22 protein-coding genes are annotated in these 17,165 nt (G+C 44.7%); 10 read left to right on the forward strand and 12 right to left on the reverse strand.

Annotated elements, in window-relative coordinates:
- Positions 1-133: 133 nt before the first annotated feature.
- Positions 134-1,387, forward strand: a complete 1,254-nt coding sequence (locus tag A142_RS18345) for a DUF2066 domain-containing protein (RefSeq protein ID WP_019821629.1) — start codon at positions 134-136, stop codon at positions 1,385-1,387.
- Positions 1,388-1,497: 110 nt separating this feature from the next.
- Here the strand turns inward: A142_RS18345 and A142_RS18350 are convergent, their stop codons facing one another.
- The 4 genes from A142_RS18350 to A142_RS18365 all read right to left on the reverse strand — a co-directional run bounded on the left by A142_RS18350 (position 1,498) and on the right by A142_RS18365 (position 4,459).
- On the reverse strand, positions 1,498-1,935 hold the full coding sequence (locus A142_RS18350; RefSeq protein ID WP_019821630.1) for a DUF2069 domain-containing protein: 438 nt from the start codon (positions 1,933-1,935) through the stop codon (positions 1,498-1,500).
- The gene (gene wrbA, locus A142_RS18355; protein ID WP_017066556.1) at positions 1,932-2,525 is read right to left on the reverse strand and encodes an NAD(P)H:quinone oxidoreductase; all 594 of its coding nucleotides are present in this window, start codon (positions 2,523-2,525) and stop codon (positions 1,932-1,934) included. Before wrbA ends, A142_RS18350 begins: the two co-directional genes overlap by 4 nt.
- Positions 2,526-2,531: 6 nt before the next feature.
- Positions 2,532-2,882: an arsenate reductase (glutaredoxin) gene (gene arsC, locus A142_RS18360; RefSeq protein WP_019821631.1), complete on the reverse strand. Its 351-nt coding sequence runs from the start codon at positions 2,880-2,882 to the stop codon at positions 2,532-2,534.
- A gap of 122 nt (positions 2,883-3,004) precedes the next feature.
- Entirely contained in the window at positions 3,005-4,459 is a 1,455-nt protein-coding gene (locus A142_RS18365; protein ID WP_019821632.1) for a tetratricopeptide repeat protein, read from the reverse strand.
- 178 nt (positions 4,460-4,637) lie between these two features.
- On the opposite strand from A142_RS18365, the gene A142_RS18370 reads away from it, so the two are divergent.
- On the forward strand, positions 4,638-4,877 hold the full coding sequence (locus tag A142_RS18370; protein ID WP_019821633.1) for a sulfurtransferase TusA family protein: 240 nt from the start codon (positions 4,638-4,640) through the stop codon (positions 4,875-4,877).
- Positions 4,870-5,946: an AI-2E family transporter gene (locus A142_RS18375; RefSeq protein ID WP_019821634.1), complete on the forward strand. Its 1,077-nt coding sequence runs from the start codon at positions 4,870-4,872 to the stop codon at positions 5,944-5,946. Before A142_RS18370 ends, A142_RS18375 begins: the two co-directional genes overlap by 8 nt.
- 134 nt (positions 5,947-6,080) lie before the next feature.
- Here the strand turns inward: A142_RS18375 and bcp are convergent, their stop codons facing one another.
- Together bcp and A142_RS18385 are read right to left on the reverse strand one after the other, a co-directional pair.
- Entirely contained in the window at positions 6,081-6,551 is a 471-nt protein-coding gene (gene bcp, locus A142_RS18380; RefSeq protein ID WP_019821635.1) for a thioredoxin-dependent thiol peroxidase, read from the reverse strand.
- 12 nt (positions 6,552-6,563) lie between these two features.
- On the reverse strand, positions 6,564-7,106 hold the full coding sequence (locus A142_RS18385) for a glycine cleavage system protein R (RefSeq protein ID WP_017060705.1): 543 nt from the start codon (positions 7,104-7,106) through the stop codon (positions 6,564-6,566).
- A 374-nt stretch (positions 7,107-7,480) separates the two neighbouring features.
- Here A142_RS18385 and dapA point away from each other — a divergent pair, with 374 nt between their 5' ends.
- Both dapA and bamC read left to right on the forward strand, forming a co-directional pair.
- Positions 7,481-8,359, forward strand: a complete 879-nt coding sequence (dapA, locus tag A142_RS18390; protein ID WP_017060704.1) for a 4-hydroxy-tetrahydrodipicolinate synthase — start codon at positions 7,481-7,483, stop codon at positions 8,357-8,359.
- Between the two features lie 48 nt (positions 8,360-8,407).
- Complete coding sequence (bamC, locus tag A142_RS18395) at positions 8,408-9,454, forward strand: outer membrane protein assembly factor BamC (protein WP_019821637.1); 1,047 nt, start codon at positions 8,408-8,410, stop codon at positions 9,452-9,454.
- A gap of 147 nt (positions 9,455-9,601) precedes the next feature.
- On the opposite strand, the gene A142_RS18400 is transcribed toward bamC, so the two are convergent.
- The 4 genes from A142_RS18400 to A142_RS18415 form a co-directional block, all read right to left on the reverse strand.
- On the reverse strand, positions 9,602-9,811 hold the full coding sequence (locus A142_RS18400; protein ID WP_019821638.1) for a DUF2897 family protein: 210 nt from the start codon (positions 9,809-9,811) through the stop codon (positions 9,602-9,604).
- A gap of 8 nt (positions 9,812-9,819) precedes the next feature.
- On the reverse strand, positions 9,820-10,494 hold the full coding sequence (locus tag A142_RS18405) for a M15 family metallopeptidase (protein ID WP_019821639.1): 675 nt from the start codon (positions 10,492-10,494) through the stop codon (positions 9,820-9,822).
- 46 nt (positions 10,495-10,540) lie between these two features.
- Positions 10,541-11,677 carry a succinyl-diaminopimelate desuccinylase gene (gene dapE, locus A142_RS18410; protein WP_019821640.1) on the reverse strand — a complete coding sequence of 379 codons (1,137 nt, stop codon included), beginning with the start codon at positions 11,675-11,677 and terminating at the stop codon, positions 10,541-10,543.
- A 95-nt stretch (positions 11,678-11,772) separates the two neighbouring features.
- On the reverse strand, positions 11,773-12,120 hold the full coding sequence (locus tag A142_RS18415) for an ArsC family reductase (RefSeq protein WP_019821641.1): 348 nt from the start codon (positions 12,118-12,120) through the stop codon (positions 11,773-11,775).
- 205 nt (positions 12,121-12,325) lie between these two features.
- Here A142_RS18415 and A142_RS18420 point away from each other — a divergent pair, with 205 nt between their 5' ends.
- A complete protein-coding gene (locus tag A142_RS18420) occupies positions 12,326-12,613 on the forward strand; it encodes a winged helix-turn-helix domain-containing protein (RefSeq protein ID WP_004734273.1) in 288 nt (95 codons plus the stop codon).
- Positions 12,614-12,705: 92 nt separating this feature from the next.
- Here A142_RS18420 and A142_RS18425 read toward each other — a convergent pair whose 3' ends face one another.
- Both A142_RS18425 and A142_RS18430 read right to left on the reverse strand, forming a co-directional pair.
- Entirely contained in the window at positions 12,706-13,038 is a 333-nt protein-coding gene (locus A142_RS18425) for a DUF4156 domain-containing protein (protein ID WP_019821642.1), read from the reverse strand.
- Positions 13,039-13,050: 12 nt separating this feature from the next.
- Positions 13,051-13,389 (reverse strand): DUF2956 domain-containing protein, encoded by a 339-nt coding sequence (locus A142_RS18430; RefSeq protein WP_019821643.1) that lies wholly within the window; start codon positions 13,387-13,389, stop codon positions 13,051-13,053.
- A 109-nt stretch (positions 13,390-13,498) separates the two neighbouring features.
- Here A142_RS18430 and A142_RS18435 point away from each other — a divergent pair, with 109 nt between their 5' ends.
- The 4 genes from A142_RS18435 to A142_RS18450 form a co-directional block, all read left to right on the forward strand.
- Positions 13,499-13,960, forward strand: coding sequence for a DUF2919 domain-containing protein (locus tag A142_RS18435; protein ID WP_017060696.1), 462 nt, complete (start codon positions 13,499-13,501; stop codon positions 13,958-13,960).
- 65 nt (positions 13,961-14,025) lie between these two features.
- Positions 14,026-14,949 (forward strand): Dyp-type peroxidase, encoded by a 924-nt coding sequence (locus A142_RS18440; protein WP_019821645.1) that lies wholly within the window; start codon positions 14,026-14,028, stop codon positions 14,947-14,949.
- A 121-nt stretch (positions 14,950-15,070) separates the two neighbouring features.
- A complete protein-coding gene (locus A142_RS18445) occupies positions 15,071-16,204 on the forward strand; it encodes a flagellin (protein ID WP_019821646.1) in 1,134 nt (377 codons plus the stop codon).
- A 296-nt stretch (positions 16,205-16,500) separates the two neighbouring features.
- The coding region (locus tag A142_RS18450) for a flagellin (RefSeq protein WP_019821647.1) at positions 16,501-17,165 on the forward strand (665 nt) is incomplete at its 3' end.

Genomic DNA, 17,165 nt, shown 5'->3' on the forward strand with positions numbered 1-17,165 from the left:
AGTTTATAAGTGAGCGATTTATCATGGCCAGGTGATATTTTGTGGTTATTAAACACAGTGGGCGCTATCGACCTTGCCCCTCAATCCATAGTTGCTTATCATCTAGGCACAAGATTTGAATATTAGGATCAGTATGCGCTACATAGCATTGTTGTTGATGGGACTATTAGCCTCTCCGAGTTATGCCTTAACTCAAGTAGATATTTTTAGTGCTGAAGTTGCGATTAACGCTGAAGACAAACAGCCAGAACAAGTGGCAAGAAATACAGGTATGGAGCAGGTATTGATACGTGCGACCGGCCAAACTGATGTCGCTTCGAATGAGACGATTCAAAAGGCGATGCGCAAGAGTTCGCAGTACATGTCTCAAATGAGTTTTGGTGAAAGCAATGACCAATCAACATTGCGTATGCGTTTTAACGGTGCTCAAATCCGTTCGCTATTGACTCAAGCACAGTTACCGTACTGGCCTGACACGCGTTCAAACATCCTTGTTTGGCTGGTAGAAGAGGACAACTACGACAAGAATATCGTATGGGAACACTCTAACTCGCAGTTAGCAGCGGGCTTGCAAGCAAACGCAAAAGAGCGCGGTTTGCCTCTAACGCTGCCTGTGGGTGACTTTGACGATATTACGGGTATTGCAACTTCTGATTTGTGGGGTAGCTTTGTTACGCCAATCAGTAAAGCGAGTCAGCGTTATCCTGTTGATGCTGTGTTGGTGATAAAGGCTCAATCTTCAGGCCTACGTTGGGCTCTATACGATCAAAAGCCAAGTCAATTGACGAGCGCACCAACATCGCCTGTAAGTGGTTCTTTATCAGGTAACAGCGCAACGACCTCTAAGAAGTTAGTCGACCAAATCAGTAACTACTACGCAGGTAAAAGTGCCGTGACGGTAGCGAGTGAGTCATCAGAATCGATTTTAACGCAGTTTATTAGCTTGAATAATGCTCAAGACTTCTTCCAGTTGGAGAACGCACTTAAGCGTCTAAACTCGGTGGCAAGCCTAGATATCCTGAAGATTCAGAACAACGAAGTTACTTTCCGAATTCACTTATTGTCGACTCAACAAGAGTTTGAGCAAGAAGTCGCAAGTATTCGTCAAGTTGCGAAGGTTGAAGAATCTTACATTGAGCCTGAAGTGAGTCCTGAATTTGAAACTCAAGACAACACAATGTCTGTCGGTGATGATTCAACAGACGCTGCTGAAGTCGTTGGTGACGAAACTGACTCAGGCGTACAAGTTATTAAGGGCAACGAGGTATCTGAGGATTCTGAGCTAACGCCTGACGCAACGTTAGAGGATTCTAGTACAGAAGATCTAACCATCACTGCGCCAGTACATGCTAAGCCAAGCTTGGTCTACGAGTGGGTTCGCTCATAATTGTCAGCTGACATGACTGATTGAAATGAAAACATGAAAAAAGCCCTGCAAGAGCAATCTCGCAGGGCTTTTTGTTTATAAGCGGTCAGTTTAAAAGCATGGGTTTAATATTACTGCTCGAACTTAGCTTTCTCTTTCTTTTCTACTTCAGAAAGGCGCTTAAGCTTAATACCTAATTCTTTGGCTCTAAAACGGGTAAACAAGATATTACCTGCGAAGCCTAGGCTAGTCAGGAGTAGCTCTACAGCTGCTAATAAACGTTCACCATCGTCTACATACATAATCGTTAACGCGTGTAGGAAGTAGAGCATTAAGACGAAATTCGCCCAAGCGTGCGTATAAGGCTTACCTGCTAGAATGCCCGGTAATGGCAGTAACAGCGGTACAGCCCAAGCGATCGCAAGTGTGATATTACTAAGATGCGGGTGCGGTGAAAGCGTCATCTGCCAAGCCACCACCCAGAATAAAAGTGACAAGTTGCCCGCTAAAGCAAGGTAGCGAAATAGCTTGGTTTTGGGAGACATAGCCTTCTCTGGCATATACATCATTGAGAAATTCCCTTCTGATTTATTGCGATGCGCGCTAGGCGTTTACCTAGGTTTTGTGCCAACTCAATTTCTTCTTTGCTAAGCGAAGCGCTCTCTCCAGTGCTGCTTGCACCATAAGGCGTACCACCGGTTTGCGTGGTGTGCAGCGCAGGTTCTGAGTAGGGGATGCCCACGACTAACATGCCGTGATGAAGCAGGGGCAACATCATGCTTTGCTGTGTCGTCTCTTGACCACCATGCAGTGATGAAGAAGAGGTAAAGACACAAGCTGGTTTATCGATGAGATCGCCATTGATCCACATTGATGTCGTGCTATCCCAAAAGTGCTTCATTGGCCCGGCCATGTTGCCAAACCAAACTGGACTGCCTAGCGCCAAACCATCACAAGATCGAAGCTCTTGTAACGAGGCAATAGGATCGGTTGGTTGATAACGCGAATCAGGCTGCTCTTCTACTGTGTACACGTCGTTCACCGTTCTTAGCATAGCTTCGCAGTTCGGGATGGATTCAACCCCTCGTGCAATCTGCCTTGCTAAAGCTTGTGTATTGCCGTGACGACTGTAGTAAAGAACAAGAATGTTAATGCTCATATTGGATTACAGAATCTCTAGCACTTGCTCTGGTGGGCGACCAATCTTCGCTTTGTTGTTTGCGACAACCACTGGGCGCTCAAATAGTTTTGGATTGGTTGCCATCGCGGCGAAAAGATCTTCATCAGTAACCGAAGCATCTCCCAGGTTTGCTTCTTTGTAGTCCGCTTCTTTGATGCGCATCATGTCGCGAACACTCTCAAAACCAAGCTGAGTGAACAATACTTTCAGCTGTTCAACTGTTAACGGAGTCTCTAGGTATTTGATTACCTCTGGCTGTACGCCGTTTTCCTGAAGGACTTCTAGAGTTTGACGGCTCTTTGAGCAGCGTGGGTTATGATAAATCACGACAGACATGGTTCTTCCTCATTATTATTTTTGATTTAATTGTTTAGCTGAAGCCACTAGAGGTGACTTCTTTTTTGTGTAACGTTGAGCTTTCTTTTTATTCTGGTAACGAGCTGTTATCAGTAAACATACTATTGTAGCGACAAGAAGCGTTCTCGTTGAATCATTAGCTGATCAATTCGAGCGTCGTAGCGTGCTTGTTTTAGGCTACCAAGCTCTGCGATTTGGCTTGCCTGCGTGTAGTACTGAATCGCTTTGTTCCAGTTGGCTTGCAGTGCCAAAATTTCTGCACGAGCAGCCAGTTCTTCGTCGCTATTACCAAGGCTCGTATTTACTTTTGAAAGTAAGTGCCAGCCATTGGTGTCGTTCGGATTATCGTGCGTGTAACGTTGCAATACGCGAACGGCTTCTTGTAGATCTTCATTTTCAATCAGTGCGTTGGCGGAGTTAATGGTCAGAACCGGGTTGTTTGGTTGACGAACCAGCGCCGATTTAAGTTCTTTAATTGCAACCTCAGGCTGTTTCTTCTCGATGTGCAGATCCGAAATAGCATCTAGATAAAACAGGTTGGTTGGGTCGCTGTTAATCAGCTTGTTCAGGATGGGCTCTGCTTTGTCTAATTTTTTAGAGTCTAGGTAAACCAGTGCTTGGCCATATTCTAATGACGGAACCAAAGTTTTAGGGGCTTTCTTCAGCTGGCGCTCAAACCAATCAAGAGCAGCATCATTATTAATGCCCGCATAGCGCGCAACAATGCGGGCTCTTGCTAGGTGGTAGTCCAGAGACGGAGCCAGTTTCAGTGGTGGGTAACTACGAGCACGAGCACGTGAATCGGTAATTCGGTCTTCTGGTAATGGGTGAGTCAGTAGCATTGGCGGTGGTGTGCTCGCATAGCGATATTCATCAGCTAAACGGCCAAAGAAACGCGGCATCGCATTCACATCAAACCCAGCTTTTGCCAGCGTGTTGATACCAAAGCGGTCGGCTTCTTTTTCATTACTACGTGTGTAGTTGATTTGGCTTTGCATATTACCCGCAGTCGTTGCCGTTAGGGCTGCAATACCCGCTTCAGGGGCAGCAATCGCCAGTAATACAGAGGCCGCAAGGGCTGCAATGGTTGCGGGAGAGCGGCGAGCTTGATCTTCCATGCTACGTGCTAAGTGACGTTGGGTTACGTGCGCGATTTCGTGCGCTAATACTGAAGCCAATTCACTTTCAGATTGTGCATGTAGGAATAGACCTGAGTGCAAAGCAACGTAACCACCAAAGAAAGCAAAGGCGTTGATGTTGCGGTCACGGATCATAAAGAACTGGAAAGGTGTCTTTACATCATTTGCGTTCGCGACCAGACGATGGCCAAGCGTATCAATATACAGGTTTAGAACTGGGTCGTTTACGATAGGCTGGCTGCTTCTGATGATGCGCATGTAGGCATCACCATAGATAAGCTCTTGGTCGATAGTGAGTGTGCCGCCAGCAGCGGTACCGATATCTGGTAGCTCCAAACTATTGGTATTCGCCATGGTTGGGGTGCTTAATGTGGCTGCGATGCATAAGCAAGCAATTGAGCGAGCGCGTTTAAACATATTAGTCAGTAATACTCCGTTTCTTCTGACAGTAAGACAAGTGCAATGCAAATTGGTTCTTTATCTGATTTAACCTTTGCCAAGTGCGTGCGCTATCATGAAGGAAGATGAATGAATGATGGCGCGTTTTCAAAAACAGATTACAATACGACCCTTATAATAAGCATCGAGCTCAAGAATGACACCTAATATTCTAGATTTACGCCAAGAGCGCTGTCCAATGGCGCTATTATTAGCCAAGCGTCACAGTGTAAAGTTAGAAGTAGGGCAGTCATTGTCAATTTATGTCTCTGATAACAGCTCGATGAAAGATATTGTTACTTATTTGTCTAAGCAAGCCTATGACGTCATCACTGAGGTTTGCTCTAATTACCATCATCTCCTCGTCACTAAAAAGGAATTGAAGTCAGATGCTTGAAATGGTCAATCGTTGGTATAAACGACGTTTCTCTGATCCCCATGCTGTCAGTTTGGTTGCCATCATTCTCTTCGGCTTTATTACGATCTACTTCTTTGGTCACCTAATTGCGCCACTCTTGGTTGCAATTGTTTTGGCTTATTTGCTTGAGTGGCCTGTTACCCAACTTCAAAGACTCGGTGTTCCAAGAACGCCTTCGGTGATGTTGGTGATCATGATGTTCTTTAGCGTGATGCTACTTGCGATCTTTGGCTTGGTACCAACCATTTGGGAACAAGTGGGCAATCTCATTAATGACATCCCAAGCATGTATGGCAGCTTACAAAATTTCATCGCGACGATTCCTGAACGCTACCCAGAACTAGCCAACCTGCAGATCGTTGAGTCCATTATGTCTAACGCGAAAAACAAAGCGTTAGGTTTTGGTGAAAGTGTTGTCAAAGGCTCTCTTGCTTCTCTTGTGAGCTTAGCTACCTTGGCGGTTTACTTGATTCTCGTACCATTGCTTATCTTCTTCTTGTTAAAAGACAAAGAAGAGATGATCAGAATGGCGAGTGGTGTACTTCCTCGAAATCGTCGTTTAGCGACCAAAGTATGGGAAGAGATGAACCAGCAAATCTCGAACTATATTCGCGGTAAAGTCTTAGAGATCTTAATCGTTGGTGGTGTCAGCTACGTAACGTTCGCGATTCTGGATCTGCGTTATTCAGTCTTGTTGGCTGTCGCGGTTGGCTTCTCAGTACTAATTCCTTATATCGGTGCGGCAGCTGTGACTGTTCCAGTAGCGATTGTTGGCCTGTTCCAGTGGGGATTAGAGCCTCAGTTTTACTGGTTGCTTCTCGCTTACGGTATTATCCAAGCGCTAGATGGTAACGTGCTCGTTCCTGTTCTTTTCTCTGAAGCGGTGAACCTGCACCCAGTGGCGATTATTGTTGCCGTGTTAGTGTTTGGTGGGCTGTGGGGATTCTGGGGCGTGTTCTTTGCTATCCCGTTGGCGACGTTAGTTAAGGCGGTTTGGAATGCCTTACCGAGTCACGCATTAGACGATGACCCAGAACATCAAAAGTAATTGATCTTGTTATAAAAAGGCCGAACATCATGGATGTTCGGTCTTTTTGCTCTTGGCTTAATCATTAGCTCAATGAGTGTTGCTATTGCCTTAGATAGTGATGAATCTAAGTCATTAACTCACTCAAATCGCCCTTAAGCTTCTTGATTGAAGTAATCTAGAACCACTTCGTGGTGAGTCTTAGTCTTGAATTTGTTGAAGACGTGTTCAATCTGGCCTTCTTCATCAATTAGGAAGCTAATACGGTGCAGACCGTCGTAGATTTTACCCATGAATTTTTTCTCGCCCCAAACGCCAAACTGTTCAGCAACGCTGTGGTCTTCATCAGATAGCAGGGTGAAGTTTAGCGATTTCTTTTCAACGAAGTTTGGTAGACGTTTTACTGGGTCAACACTCACACCTAGAACAACCACGTTTAGTTCATCAAGCTGTGCTTTGATATCACGCAGGCCTTCCGCTTGCACAATACAACCTGGAGTCATTGCTTTTGGGTAAAAATAGAAAAGTACTTTTTTACCTTTGAAGTCACCAAGAGATACGATATTGCCATCTTGATCTGGAAGAGAAAAAGCAGGTGCTGGAACACCAGCCGTTAGCGTATTCATGACATTTCCTTTTTAAAGACTGTTTTTGATAAAGTTGAGCGAGCCTTGGACTGATAGGCTCTGACACAGCGAATCGAATTCTTCTTGTAGCTGCATCAAGTTACATTCTGATTGCACAGAAGCGGTAATAGAGATATGGAATTGGTCGTTGTCGAGTTGAACCTTAGATTTATTGATGGTTCGTGCACTTAACGAATCGAGGCCGATGTTTCGGTCTGCGAAGAACTGGGTAAACTGCTCAGTAAGTCCGATTTTATCGTCTGACTCAACGAACACCTCTACTGTGTAAGAGTTCTCAATAACATCATGAGTTGAGGTTCGCTTCATAATCGTAATCAAGTCGTGCTCTTGTCCTAGTAAGGGCAAGGTGGTTTCAACGCGGGTAATGTTGTTTGCCTTTCCAGACAGCAGCATGATAAGCGTAAACTCTTCGCCAAACAGGGCGATACGGCTATCAATAATGTTACAGCCTGATTGGGTGACTAAATGAACCACTTGGTTGCATACACCTGGGCGATCAGTGCCCACAGCTGTGATTACTAGATGTTGAGTCATAAAATCACGTCTCTTTATATTCCATTGATTCATGCATGTTAGCACAGTTAGCTCGTGGAATAAGCGTGCGTGCGGGGCTTTTTATGAGCGACCTTGCTTCGAACATGCAACCAATGATAAGAATATCGAGCGCGTTAAAAAATGAGATAGAGCGATGAGAGCACAGCTTACTTGTTACTGACATCCAGTGATGTGCTATCCGCTAGATTGAGTGCAGGTTACCCAAATTCTAGGTAGAACGCCGTTAGAAGTCGTTTTACCTCAAACATACGACAATATTTAATGCAGATGTTGCCGGTAAGCCACTTTAATGTCTTGTGTTTATTGATTGGCTTACAGTAACATGCAAAAAGAATAAATTAAGGGAGATAGACATGTTTTCAGGAAGTATCGTTGCGCTAGTTACGCCATTTAATACAGATGGTGAAGTGGATTTCGACAGCCTTAAAAAGTTAGTTGAGCACCATATTGCTGCAGGTAGTGATGGTCTGGTTGCGGTTGGCACAACAGGTGAGTCTTCAACACTCACTATTGAAGAGCATGTCAAAGTCGTCAATAAGATCGTTGAATTTGCTGATGGTCGTATCCCAGTTATCGCAGGCACAGGCGCTAATGCTACGCACGAGTCAGTGCTATTCAGTCGTTTATTGAACGGTTCTGGTATTGCGGGTTGCCTTAGTGTAACGCCTTACTACAACAAACCGACTCAAGAAGGTTTGTACCAACACTACAAAGCGATTGCTGAAGTAAGTGACGTTCCTCAAATCCTATACAATGTACCGGGTCGTACTGCCGTAGACCTATTACCAGAGACTGTTGCTCGCCTTGCTGAAATCGAAAACATCGTTGCACTTAAAGATGCGACGGGTGATCTCGACAGAATTGCAATTCACCGTGAACTTTGTGGCGAAGACTTTATCTTACTAAGTGGTGATGACTTAACAGGTCTAGAATTTGTTAAGCGTGGTGGCGATGGCGTGATTTCTGTAACGAATAATGTTGCAGCCGCGGATATGGCTACTATGTTCAAACTTGCGAAAGAAGGTAAGTTTGAAGAAGCAGAAGCGATCAATGAGCGCTTGATGCCTCTACATAAGAATTTGTTCGTTGAGTCTAACCCTATTCCCGTAAAATGGGCGGTTCATAAAATGGGTCTGATTGCTGAAGGTGGCTTACGTCTGCCTCTGACTGAACTGTCAGAACCAGCTCAACCTGTTGTTGCTCAAGCAATGACTGAAGCGTGCATTTACTAAAACGTATGAAGTGATGCCGAAGCGAACTTTCGGCATTTAGGAGTATAAATGAAGTATTCTCACCAGCTAGTGATTGGGTCACTGGCTGTTTTCGTTCTTACAGCATGTTCTGGCAGCCCGACTCAACGTCGCCAAGCCAAAGATGATTTCGAATACTTAGAAACACCTGAGTTTTCACAATGGCAGTTGCCTGAAGATGCTCAGCCTCAGTTCTACCCAAATTTTGACATCCCAAGCGGTGAGTTCAGTGGTGGTACAGGTCGTGAAGTGGATATTCGTCCACCGCAACAGGTTCTTGAACTGATCCCGGGTGCTCGTGCTGAGCGTCAAAACGGTGAAGTGACACTATGGCTTCTTCGTGCTGAAGAGGCAGACCGCGTGTGGCAAACGGCTGTAGATATGCTGGCTCAACGCGGTATTGGTATTCGTGAGCAATCAGAGAATGAGATTGAGACCGATTGGGTAACTTGGGTTTCTGAAGATGAAGACGTAGAGATTGGTAGCCGTTACTCTATCTCTCGCTTCCAAGCAAACAACCGTCATGGCTTCAAGATTAATCTGATTGATTGGCGTGAAGGTACTGAAGAGAAACCAGTAACGGCAACCAATAAAGAGCGTTACAACGCGTTCCTGACCAACCTAGTTATGGCTAAGTACGATGAAAACCTTCGTGCTGAAGCGGCGCTGAAAGCGCAAGAGTTGGTGAAGCGTATTCCAATTTCAATGGGTGCTGACCGTAGTGGTTTCCCTGTGATTATTGCTCGTACGCCATACAATGTATTCTGGCAGCGTCTGCCTAACTTGTTGCCTGAAATGGGCTTTGAGCTTGAAGAACGCAATCAATCTCAGGGTACGGTGAAGGCGAAGTACGTAGCACCAGATGATGAGTTCTGGGAAGAAATTGGCCTACAGCCTATCGACTTAGCGCCAGGCACTTACAACTTCCTATTTGGTGACCTTGGCAACCGTACGTCAATCAACGTAACGGATGCATCAGGCAAGCCAGTAGAAGAAGAGCTGCTTAAGTCTATGGTTCCGGTATTAGCGCATATTGCTGATCAAACCAAAGATGACAAAGAAGCGAAAGCTGAGTAGTCGCACTTAAGCCGTCACAAGCTGAGTTAAATCAGCCTTGTGATTAGCTCAAGCCAATAAAAAAGAGGACACACTGTGTCCTCTTTTTTGTATTCGTTCTCATCAGGCTACATTTGTCAATCAAGCTGATTAGCCAAAGCAAAAAGACTAAGCGTCTTTATTGTCTTTGGATTCTTCTTTTTCAGCTTTCTCTTGGTTAAGTTTATCCAAGCGATTGAGCTTATCTAAGTCTCGCTCAGTTTTACCACGACCCGTCAGATCCATATTAGCGGTCTGTTTGAGCGCTGCGATGTTACCCACCACAACGCTAACCACGATGATGATGATAACCCAAGGGTTTGTAAGCCACTCCAACATAAGCGCTCCTAATGACTGATATTCGCTACGAAGCGTGCATAGATCTCGTCTAGCTGCTCCATAATAATCTCATACCCTAATATTGGCTTAGATTGGAGTTGCTTGCCAAGTAAAGTCGGAGATAACTTTGATAAACATGACTCCGATACTTTACGATGGCTGATATGCCATGGTTCAATCGCTACACCACCGAGGTCTTGACTGTAAGGGAAGAAGAACCCAAATTGTGAAGCGTGAACCGATAGCCATTGGTAAAACGCTTGCTGGTGGCCGGTAAGGTATTCCCATGGCTCTAATTGCAACTGTGTGCCTTCAGGTAAGTCGTTTCGAGCAAAGACATCAAAGTCACAACCCCAATGGTGACGACTCGCACCGGGAAGCGCAGACCATCTCAAGATAGCCGACAACTTTTGATGTTCAGTCAGTGTTGAAGCATCAAGTGGTTGGCTCTCTGAATCTAATATCAGAGCTTCGCCAGAAAACTTACGGTTCCAAATCAAAGATTGTCTTTCATAGTCGCGAAAGCCACTGGCAATCTCCATTTTAAAACCAGCGAGTTGAGCAGCTTCAATCAAATTGTTTAGGTCATTCTTAACCTCACTGTGAACCAAGAAGGTCTTGGTACCGATCAGGCTAGGTTCTAGATGAGAATCTGATTGTCCGGTTAGCTGCTCTGGTGTCATAACGTGTCTCTCAATAATTAGATGCTATGAATCGCTGATGAAATAATTATTTAACGAACAGGTTCACTAATGTTTTTTCGTACATGTCAGTTAGTTTCTCTAAATCAGCTACTTTCACGCATTCGTTAACCTTGTGAATCGTCGCGTTTACAGGGCCTAGTTCCACCACTTGTCCTTTCATACGTGCAATAAAGCGACCATCAGACGTACCACCAGTCGTTAGAAGTGCTGGTTTCACATCATTGACGTCACCGACTGCATCAACAATAGCATCAAGCAATGAACCAGCGTCTGTTAAGAACGGGTCGCCATTGAATGTCCATTTTAGATCGTACTCGAAATCGTATTTGTCGAGTATTGTTGTGATTCGCTCAACGATGATGTCATTGCTCAATTCTGTGCTAAAACGCAGGTTAAACTGAACGTTAAACTCACCAGGAATAACGTTTGATGCGCCAGTGCCCGCACTTACGTTTGGAATTTGGAAACTGGTTGGTGGGAAGTAGTCATTACCTTTATCCCACTCGGTCGTTGCCAACTCGTTGATTGCAAGTAGAGAGCTGTGTACAGGGTTGTTCGCAAGGTGAGGGTAGGCCACATGACCTTGTGTGCCTTTAATCGTTAGATCGCCTGTGATAGAGCCACGACGGCCGTTCTTCACTACATCACCTACGAACTCCGTGCTCGATGGTTCACCAACAATACACATGTCGATGTTCTCACCACGAGCCATCAGTGCTTCAACAACACGTACCGTACCGTTGATGAAAGGACCTTCTTCATCCGATGTGATCAGGAAACCGATTGAGCCTGAGTGTTCTGGGTATTTCTCAATGAATTGCTCCACAGCCACAATCATTGATGCCAGAGATCCCTTCATATCAGCAGCACCGCGACCGTGTAAGTAGCCATCAACAATCGTTGGCTCAAATGGCTTGGTGTTCCATTGTTCAATTGGACCAGCTGGAACCACGTCAGTGTGGCCAGCAAAAGCAAACAGAGGTGCTTCGGTGCCACGGCGAGCCCAGAAGTTCGTCGTATCCTCAAATACCATCACTTCGATTTCAAAACCAAGTGCTTTTAAGCGTTCAATCATCAGGTCTTGGCAGCCTGCATCTTCTGGTGTTACCGATTGACGGCTGATTAGGTCTTTTGCCAGAGCCAAAGTTGGGCTGTCTGTCATCCTTGAATTCCTTGTTTAAATAAAACGTCTAGTCATTAATTTTTAGGACGCTGATTCCGAGAACAACGTCCAGTTGTCTATCTAAATACAGTGCTCTAAGCAAAAATAGCGGCGTATTGGTCGGCTTTAAATCCGATATGAAGCTTGCCGTCTACTTTTAGTATCGGTCGCTTAATCATTGCTGGTTGCTCAACAAGCAGAGTCACGGCTTTGTCTTCCGTTAATGTATGTTTCTGTTCTTGTGAAAGTTGGCGATAAGTTGTACCACGTTTGTTCAATACAAGTTCCCAGCCAAGTTCTGAACAGAAGGTCGTAACTAACTCTTCAGTGATGCCTTGTTTGCGATAATCGTGAAATTCGAACTCGATACCTTCAGCTTCGAGCCATTTTTTTGCTTTTTTAATGGTGTCGCAATTTGGGATACCAAACATGGTGATAGTCATTATTCTTCCTTTGAGTGATTTTATTTCATTGTTATGAGTTGAATCCTATCAGGAAGCGGCAACTCAGACAAAATAGAGTGATGAATATTTCATAGAGTGAAAAAAAAGCGTAAGAAAATGTCACTATTGGAGACTTATTGATCAGCCTCAACATGTTGTCAGCGAAAAAAGAAATAATTGAGCTGCACATATATAGGAGGTGTCAATGGAGTTGAGTCCTGTTTTTGCAAGGCGGCTATATTTAGCATTGTTAGTGGAAAGCCTTGATAGGCCAAATGTGCCTAAACTCATCGAAAAAACGGGGTGGCCTCGTCGTACTATTCAAGATGTACTCAAGGCGTTACCGGGGATCGGTATCGAACTTATGTTTGTTCAAGATGGGCGACGTCATAATGATGGCTACTACCAGTTATCCGACTGGGGGCCATTTGACAGTCAATGGGTTATCCAGCGTAAAGGCGATATAGCAACAAGCCTTGGATTTAGTGCATAAGCCAGCGAAAGCTGGCTTTCTTTTTTGCAGTAGAAATAGAAGTGGTAGCATCTCGCTCATTTGAGCGCTGAGCTATCTAACTATGTTTCTCCCTACTTACACAAATAAGCTGTGCCCAGCATGGTCACGGAAGTGGCAAAGTCTTGGGGAAGGGTAAATATCACGGTATCTGCGCCTAGCTCAATTGTATTCGACTTGAGTTCATTCATGGCGCCTTGAATCAATGTGTCATTCAGGTAAAACAGGTAGCTGTACCAATGCCCCTCGCTTCCGGTGACCTCTCCTTTATACTCGCACTGTTCGATATCAATCAGGCCGTGGAAATCCATCTGAACGTTGTCAGCTTCGCTATGAGGTATTGATGTCGGTGTAGTACACCCTAGTAATGCAACACTCATAGCTAAAGCGACTAATTCCTTTTTCATACGTTTATCCTGTTATTTCATCAAATAAATCGCGAAGCCTATCCAGCTAGCTATCAGTAGTAGCCACGGTAATTTGCTGCCGTGATTTGATCTTGTTTCAACACTTGTGTCGACATTCTGTTCTTGGTTAGTCTGCTGAGTTTGTTTCTCTTTCTGTACTCGCTTTTTTGCTTTGTCGGCTTGACGACTGCGCTCTTTCTGCTGTTTCTTGTAAAGTGCGATGCCCTTCTCGATACCTTGCGCAATCAACTTGGTCTGTTCTTTGGTTTGAGCTGGCTTTTGAGTCGCTTTGGCTATCTTCAGTGCTTCTTGTTGAGATTCAACAGAGGGCGTATTAGTTTTCTTTTTCATACTGAGTTCGATAATTAAAACGGATTGGCTACTAAGATAACGCAAAGCTAGCTAAGTATGAATGATTTGCGTTAAAGTGTTGGTTTGAAAATAAGTGAAAGTGAGATTTGTGCGGTACTCCATAGAACAATACGACAAGCACGGCTTTTTGAAAGCCCCAATCCTATTATGGTTAGGTTGGCTGTTTCTTGCGAAAGCCTTGGTCGTTTTCATTGTTGCAGGTGCAAGCCGAGAGTCGGGCACTGATATCCTCGAAATCATCTATCCAGATCATCAAATGTTTTATGTCGGGATCGCGTTGAGTGTGCCTAGTTTGCTGCTGATGTGGTTATTTGGGCTAAGATCGCCAGATAGAAAGCGCCTTAACAAAGTCGTGTCATGGGGACGTTGGGTTACCATGATGGCTATCTTGGCACAGGGCTCCCATACGATTTATTTAATCTATTTGGATAACGGATGGTTCCGTTGGTCAAATGGCATCACCCTATTGTTGCTGCTGTGGTTAGCGCTTTATCTAACCAATAGCCATGCTGCAAGGGATTGCTTTAAAGTGGTTGAGCTCGAAGACTGATTCTCATCAAAACATTTGTCCCATTCACAATTATACTTAGAAGCTAAAACTGGAAGGAATAATCTATGCTTAATGTTTCAAATGAGCAGCCTAACGTTCAAAGTGCTATTTTGCCTGAAGCTGGGCCTTTCGCGCTTTACGTTCAACTTAAAGTGAACGCTAATACTGCTAATGTACTAGCAGAAATTCAAAAGCTTCCGACTCTAATCGACGAGCTAAACCAAACTCAACCTGATGCAAACCTAACGGCGTCGGTTGCGTTCTCAAAAGCTTTTTGGGATAAGTTCGAGCAAGCAGCTCCCTCTGATCTAATTGATTTCCCTGCGCTGGGTGAAGGTGATATCACCGCGCCGAGCACACTGTCTGATGTTCTGATTCACTGTCATTCAAACCGACATGATCTGCACTTCTTTATCTTGCGTAAATTGCTATCTGAAGTAGCAGCTGATGTTGAAGTGGTTGATGAAACTTATGGTTACCGCTTCCTAGACTCTCGTGACATGACAGACTTTGTTGATGGCACTGAAAACCCGAAAGACGCACAACGAGCTGAAGTCGCTATTGTGCCTGAGGGTGAATTCGCTGGTGGTAGTTATGTGATGGTGCAGCGTTTTGTGCACAACCTGCCAGCTTGGAATCGTTTGAATGTATCGGCACAAGAGAAAGTGATTGGTCGAACTAAACCTGATTCAATTGAGTTAGATGATGTTCCTGCGGCGTCTCACGTTGGCCGTGTGGATATCAAAGAAGAAGGCAAGGGGCTTAAGATTGTTCGCCACAGCCTACCTTACGGTACTGCTACGGGCGACCACGGTTTATTGTTCATTGCTTACTGTAACGTTCGTCATAACTTCGATGCGATGTTAGAGAGCATGTACGGCGCAACAGATGGCAAAACAGACCAACTGCTTCGCTTTACCAAAGCAGTGACTGGCGCTTACTACTTTGCACCTTCAACTGACATGTTGAGTGCATTAACGATTAAGTAAATCGCCTCATCTGCAGCAAAGAAAGGGAGCCTCAGGGCTCCTTTTTTATTAAAGCTTTATATGAACTGGTCGATATAAGAGCAATCGTGAGTTTTATTCATCTTTTTGTAAGCGAAGGTCTATGGCTATAACTGTTAATACGAATGTCTCGGCGTTAGTGGCTCAGAGAAACCTGTCTAATGCTAATAACATGCTGAACCAATCTTTGGAGCGCTTAGCTTCAGGGAGCCGTATTAATAGTGCAAAAGACGATGCGGCTGGCTTACAAATTTCAAATCGACTAGAAGCGCAGATGAGCGGAATTGATGTCGCTGTTCGCAATGCGAATGACGGCATCTCCATTATGCAGACAGCAGAAGGTGCGATGAATGAAACCACCAATATCATGCAACGCATGCGTGACTTGTCCCTACAAGCGAGTAACGGCTCGAATAGTTCATCAGAACGAATCGCCATTCAAGAAGAAGTGACCGCCTTAAATGACGAGTTGAATCGAATTGCAGAAACCACCTCATTTGGTGGAAAAAAGCTCCTTAACGGTAGTTTTGGTAGCTCGTCATTTCAGATCGGTGGTAGTTCTGGTGAAGCGGTGCAAATCGGCCTGAAAAGCATGCGCACCGATGACATCAACATGGGGGGCTTTAGTTATGTCGCAAGTGGCGTGGCAAGTGACTCGTGGGAAGTGAAATCCAACCAGAATGATATGACGATGTCTTTTACCGACCGTTTTGGTCAGCCTCAAGAGATCACCATTAATGCTAAAGCGGGCGATGACATTGAAGAGCTGGCGACTTACATCAATGGTCAAACAGACCTGGTATCGGCTTCCGTCAATGACGAAGGGCAACTTCAGATCTACATGTCTGGCGAAGATACGGCCGGCACGATCTCTTTCTCAGGTTCGTTAGCCAGTGAACTTTCGATGTCGGCGGGTTATTACGAATCTGTCGACGACATCAACGTGACCGATGTGGGTGGTGCGCAGCGTGCTGTCTCTATTTTGGATACAGCGATGAAGTACGTGGATAGTCATCGTTCTGAATTAGGCGCAATGCAAAACCGCTTTGATCATGCGATTAATAATCTCGAAAATGTTCATGAGAACTTGGCGACATCAAATAGTAGAATTAAAGATACTGATTACGCCAAGGAAACCACTCAAATGCTTAAGCAACAAATTTTGCAGCAGGTGAGCACCACAATATTGGCCCAAGCAAAGCAGGCGCCGAACCTTGCCTTAACCTTATTGGGTTAATAAATTGCCTAAAATATTATAAATGTGTTTTGGCTTAATCAGTCCGTTTGGTTAATTAAAATACAAATTGTCGCTCGACCGACTTCTCGGCAACTTTAGTGTTTTTCTCATCTTTTTTTGATAATTTTACTGCCAGTCACGCTTTCTTCTCCTTTATCGCTATTTCTTTAATTTTGTTGTTTTTTTCCTAAAGGTTTCGCCAATCACGCCGTTATTAAAAGTAACTTAGAGATAACTACTTGGTTTTCCGAGACGTCGGAAACCGCTATACCGGAAAATCAATTGGAGAAGTCACCATGGCAGTGAATGTAAATACAAACGTATCAGCGATGACAGCGCAACGTTACCTAAACAACGCAAACAGCGCACAACAAACATCAATGGAGCGTCTAGCTTCAGGTTCTAAAATCAACAGCGCAAAAGATGACGCTGCAGGCCTACAAATCTCGAACCGTTTGAACGTTCAGAGCCGCGGCCTTGATGTTGCTGTACGTAACGCGAACGACGGTATCTCTATTGCACAAACTGCTGAAGGTGCAATGAACGAGACAACGAACATCCTGCAACGTATGCGTGATTTGTCTCTGCAATCTTCAAACGGCTCAAACTCAAAATCTGAGCGTGTAGCGATTCAAGAAGAAGTAACAGCACTGAACGACGAACTAAACCGTATCGCGGAAACGACGTCTTTTGGTGGTAACAAGCTGCTTAACGGTACTCATGGTACTAAATCATTCCAAATCGGTGCGGATAACGGTGAAGCGGTAATGCTTCAACTGAAAGACATGCGCTCTGATAATGCTCAGATGGGTGGTAAGAGCTACCAAACTGAGAACGCGAAAGACAAAGACTGGAACGTGCAAGCTGGCTCTAACGACCTAAAACTTTCATTCACTGATAACTTCGGTCAAGCACAAGAGATCGACATCAACGCAAAAGCGGGTGACGACATCGAAGAGCT

It is taken from the genome of Vibrio splendidus 12E03, assembly GCF_000272105.2.
GTDB classification, from domain to species: Bacteria; Pseudomonadota; Gammaproteobacteria; order Enterobacterales; family Vibrionaceae; genus Vibrio; species Vibrio splendidus_I.

What these genes read in the sequence shown, in the direction of transcription:
- A142_RS18365 (WP_019821632.1), bottom strand. Translation starts at nt 4,459, where the DNA reads ATGTTTAAACGCGCTCGCTCAATTGCTTGCTTATGCATCGCAGCCACA.
- arsC (WP_019821631.1), bottom strand. Translation starts at nt 2,882, where the DNA reads ATGTCTGTCGTGATTTATCATAACCCACGCTGCTCAAAGAGCCGTCAA.
- A142_RS18430 (WP_019821643.1), bottom strand. Translation starts at nt 13,389, where the DNA reads ATGAAAAAGAAAACTAATACGCCCTCTGTTGAATCTCAACAAGAAGCA.
- A142_RS18445 (WP_019821646.1), top strand. Translation starts at nt 15,071, where the DNA reads ATGGCTATAACTGTTAATACGAATGTCTCGGCGTTAGTGGCTCAGAGA.
- A142_RS18405 (WP_019821639.1), bottom strand. Translation starts at nt 10,494, where the DNA reads ATGACACCAGAGCAGCTAACCGGACAATCAGATTCTCATCTAGAACCT.
- A142_RS18420 (WP_004734273.1), top strand. Translation starts at nt 12,326, where the DNA reads ATGGAGTTGAGTCCTGTTTTTGCAAGGCGGCTATATTTAGCATTGTTA.
- A142_RS18425 (WP_019821642.1), bottom strand. Translation starts at nt 13,038, where the DNA reads ATGAAAAAGGAATTAGTCGCTTTAGCTATGAGTGTTGCATTACTAGGG.
- A142_RS18370 (WP_019821633.1), top strand. Translation starts at nt 4,638, where the DNA reads ATGACACCTAATATTCTAGATTTACGCCAAGAGCGCTGTCCAATGGCG.
- wrbA (WP_017066556.1), bottom strand. Translation starts at nt 2,525, where the DNA reads ATGAGCATTAACATTCTTGTTCTTTACTACAGTCGTCACGGCAATACA.
- bamC (WP_019821637.1), top strand. Translation starts at nt 8,408, where the DNA reads ATGAAGTATTCTCACCAGCTAGTGATTGGGTCACTGGCTGTTTTCGTT.
- A142_RS18375 (WP_019821634.1), top strand. Translation starts at nt 4,870, where the DNA reads ATGCTTGAAATGGTCAATCGTTGGTATAAACGACGTTTCTCTGATCCC.
- A142_RS18350 (WP_019821630.1), bottom strand. Translation starts at nt 1,935, where the DNA reads ATGATGTATATGCCAGAGAAGGCTATGTCTCCCAAAACCAAGCTATTT.
- bcp (WP_019821635.1), bottom strand. Translation starts at nt 6,551, where the DNA reads ATGAATACGCTAACGGCTGGTGTTCCAGCACCTGCTTTTTCTCTTCCA.
- dapA (WP_017060704.1), top strand. Translation starts at nt 7,481, where the DNA reads ATGTTTTCAGGAAGTATCGTTGCGCTAGTTACGCCATTTAATACAGAT.
- A142_RS18400 (WP_019821638.1), bottom strand. Translation starts at nt 9,811, where the DNA reads ATGTTGGAGTGGCTTACAAACCCTTGGGTTATCATCATCATCGTGGTT.
- A142_RS18345 (WP_019821629.1), top strand. Translation starts at nt 134, where the DNA reads ATGCGCTACATAGCATTGTTGTTGATGGGACTATTAGCCTCTCCGAGT.
- A142_RS18440 (WP_019821645.1), top strand. Translation starts at nt 14,026, where the DNA reads ATGCTTAATGTTTCAAATGAGCAGCCTAACGTTCAAAGTGCTATTTTG.
- A142_RS18415 (WP_019821641.1), bottom strand. Translation starts at nt 12,120, where the DNA reads ATGACTATCACCATGTTTGGTATCCCAAATTGCGACACCATTAAAAAA.
- dapE (WP_019821640.1), bottom strand. Translation starts at nt 11,677, where the DNA reads ATGACAGACAGCCCAACTTTGGCTCTGGCAAAAGACCTAATCAGCCGT.
- A142_RS18385 (WP_017060705.1), bottom strand. Translation starts at nt 7,106, where the DNA reads ATGACTCAACATCTAGTAATCACAGCTGTGGGCACTGATCGCCCAGGT.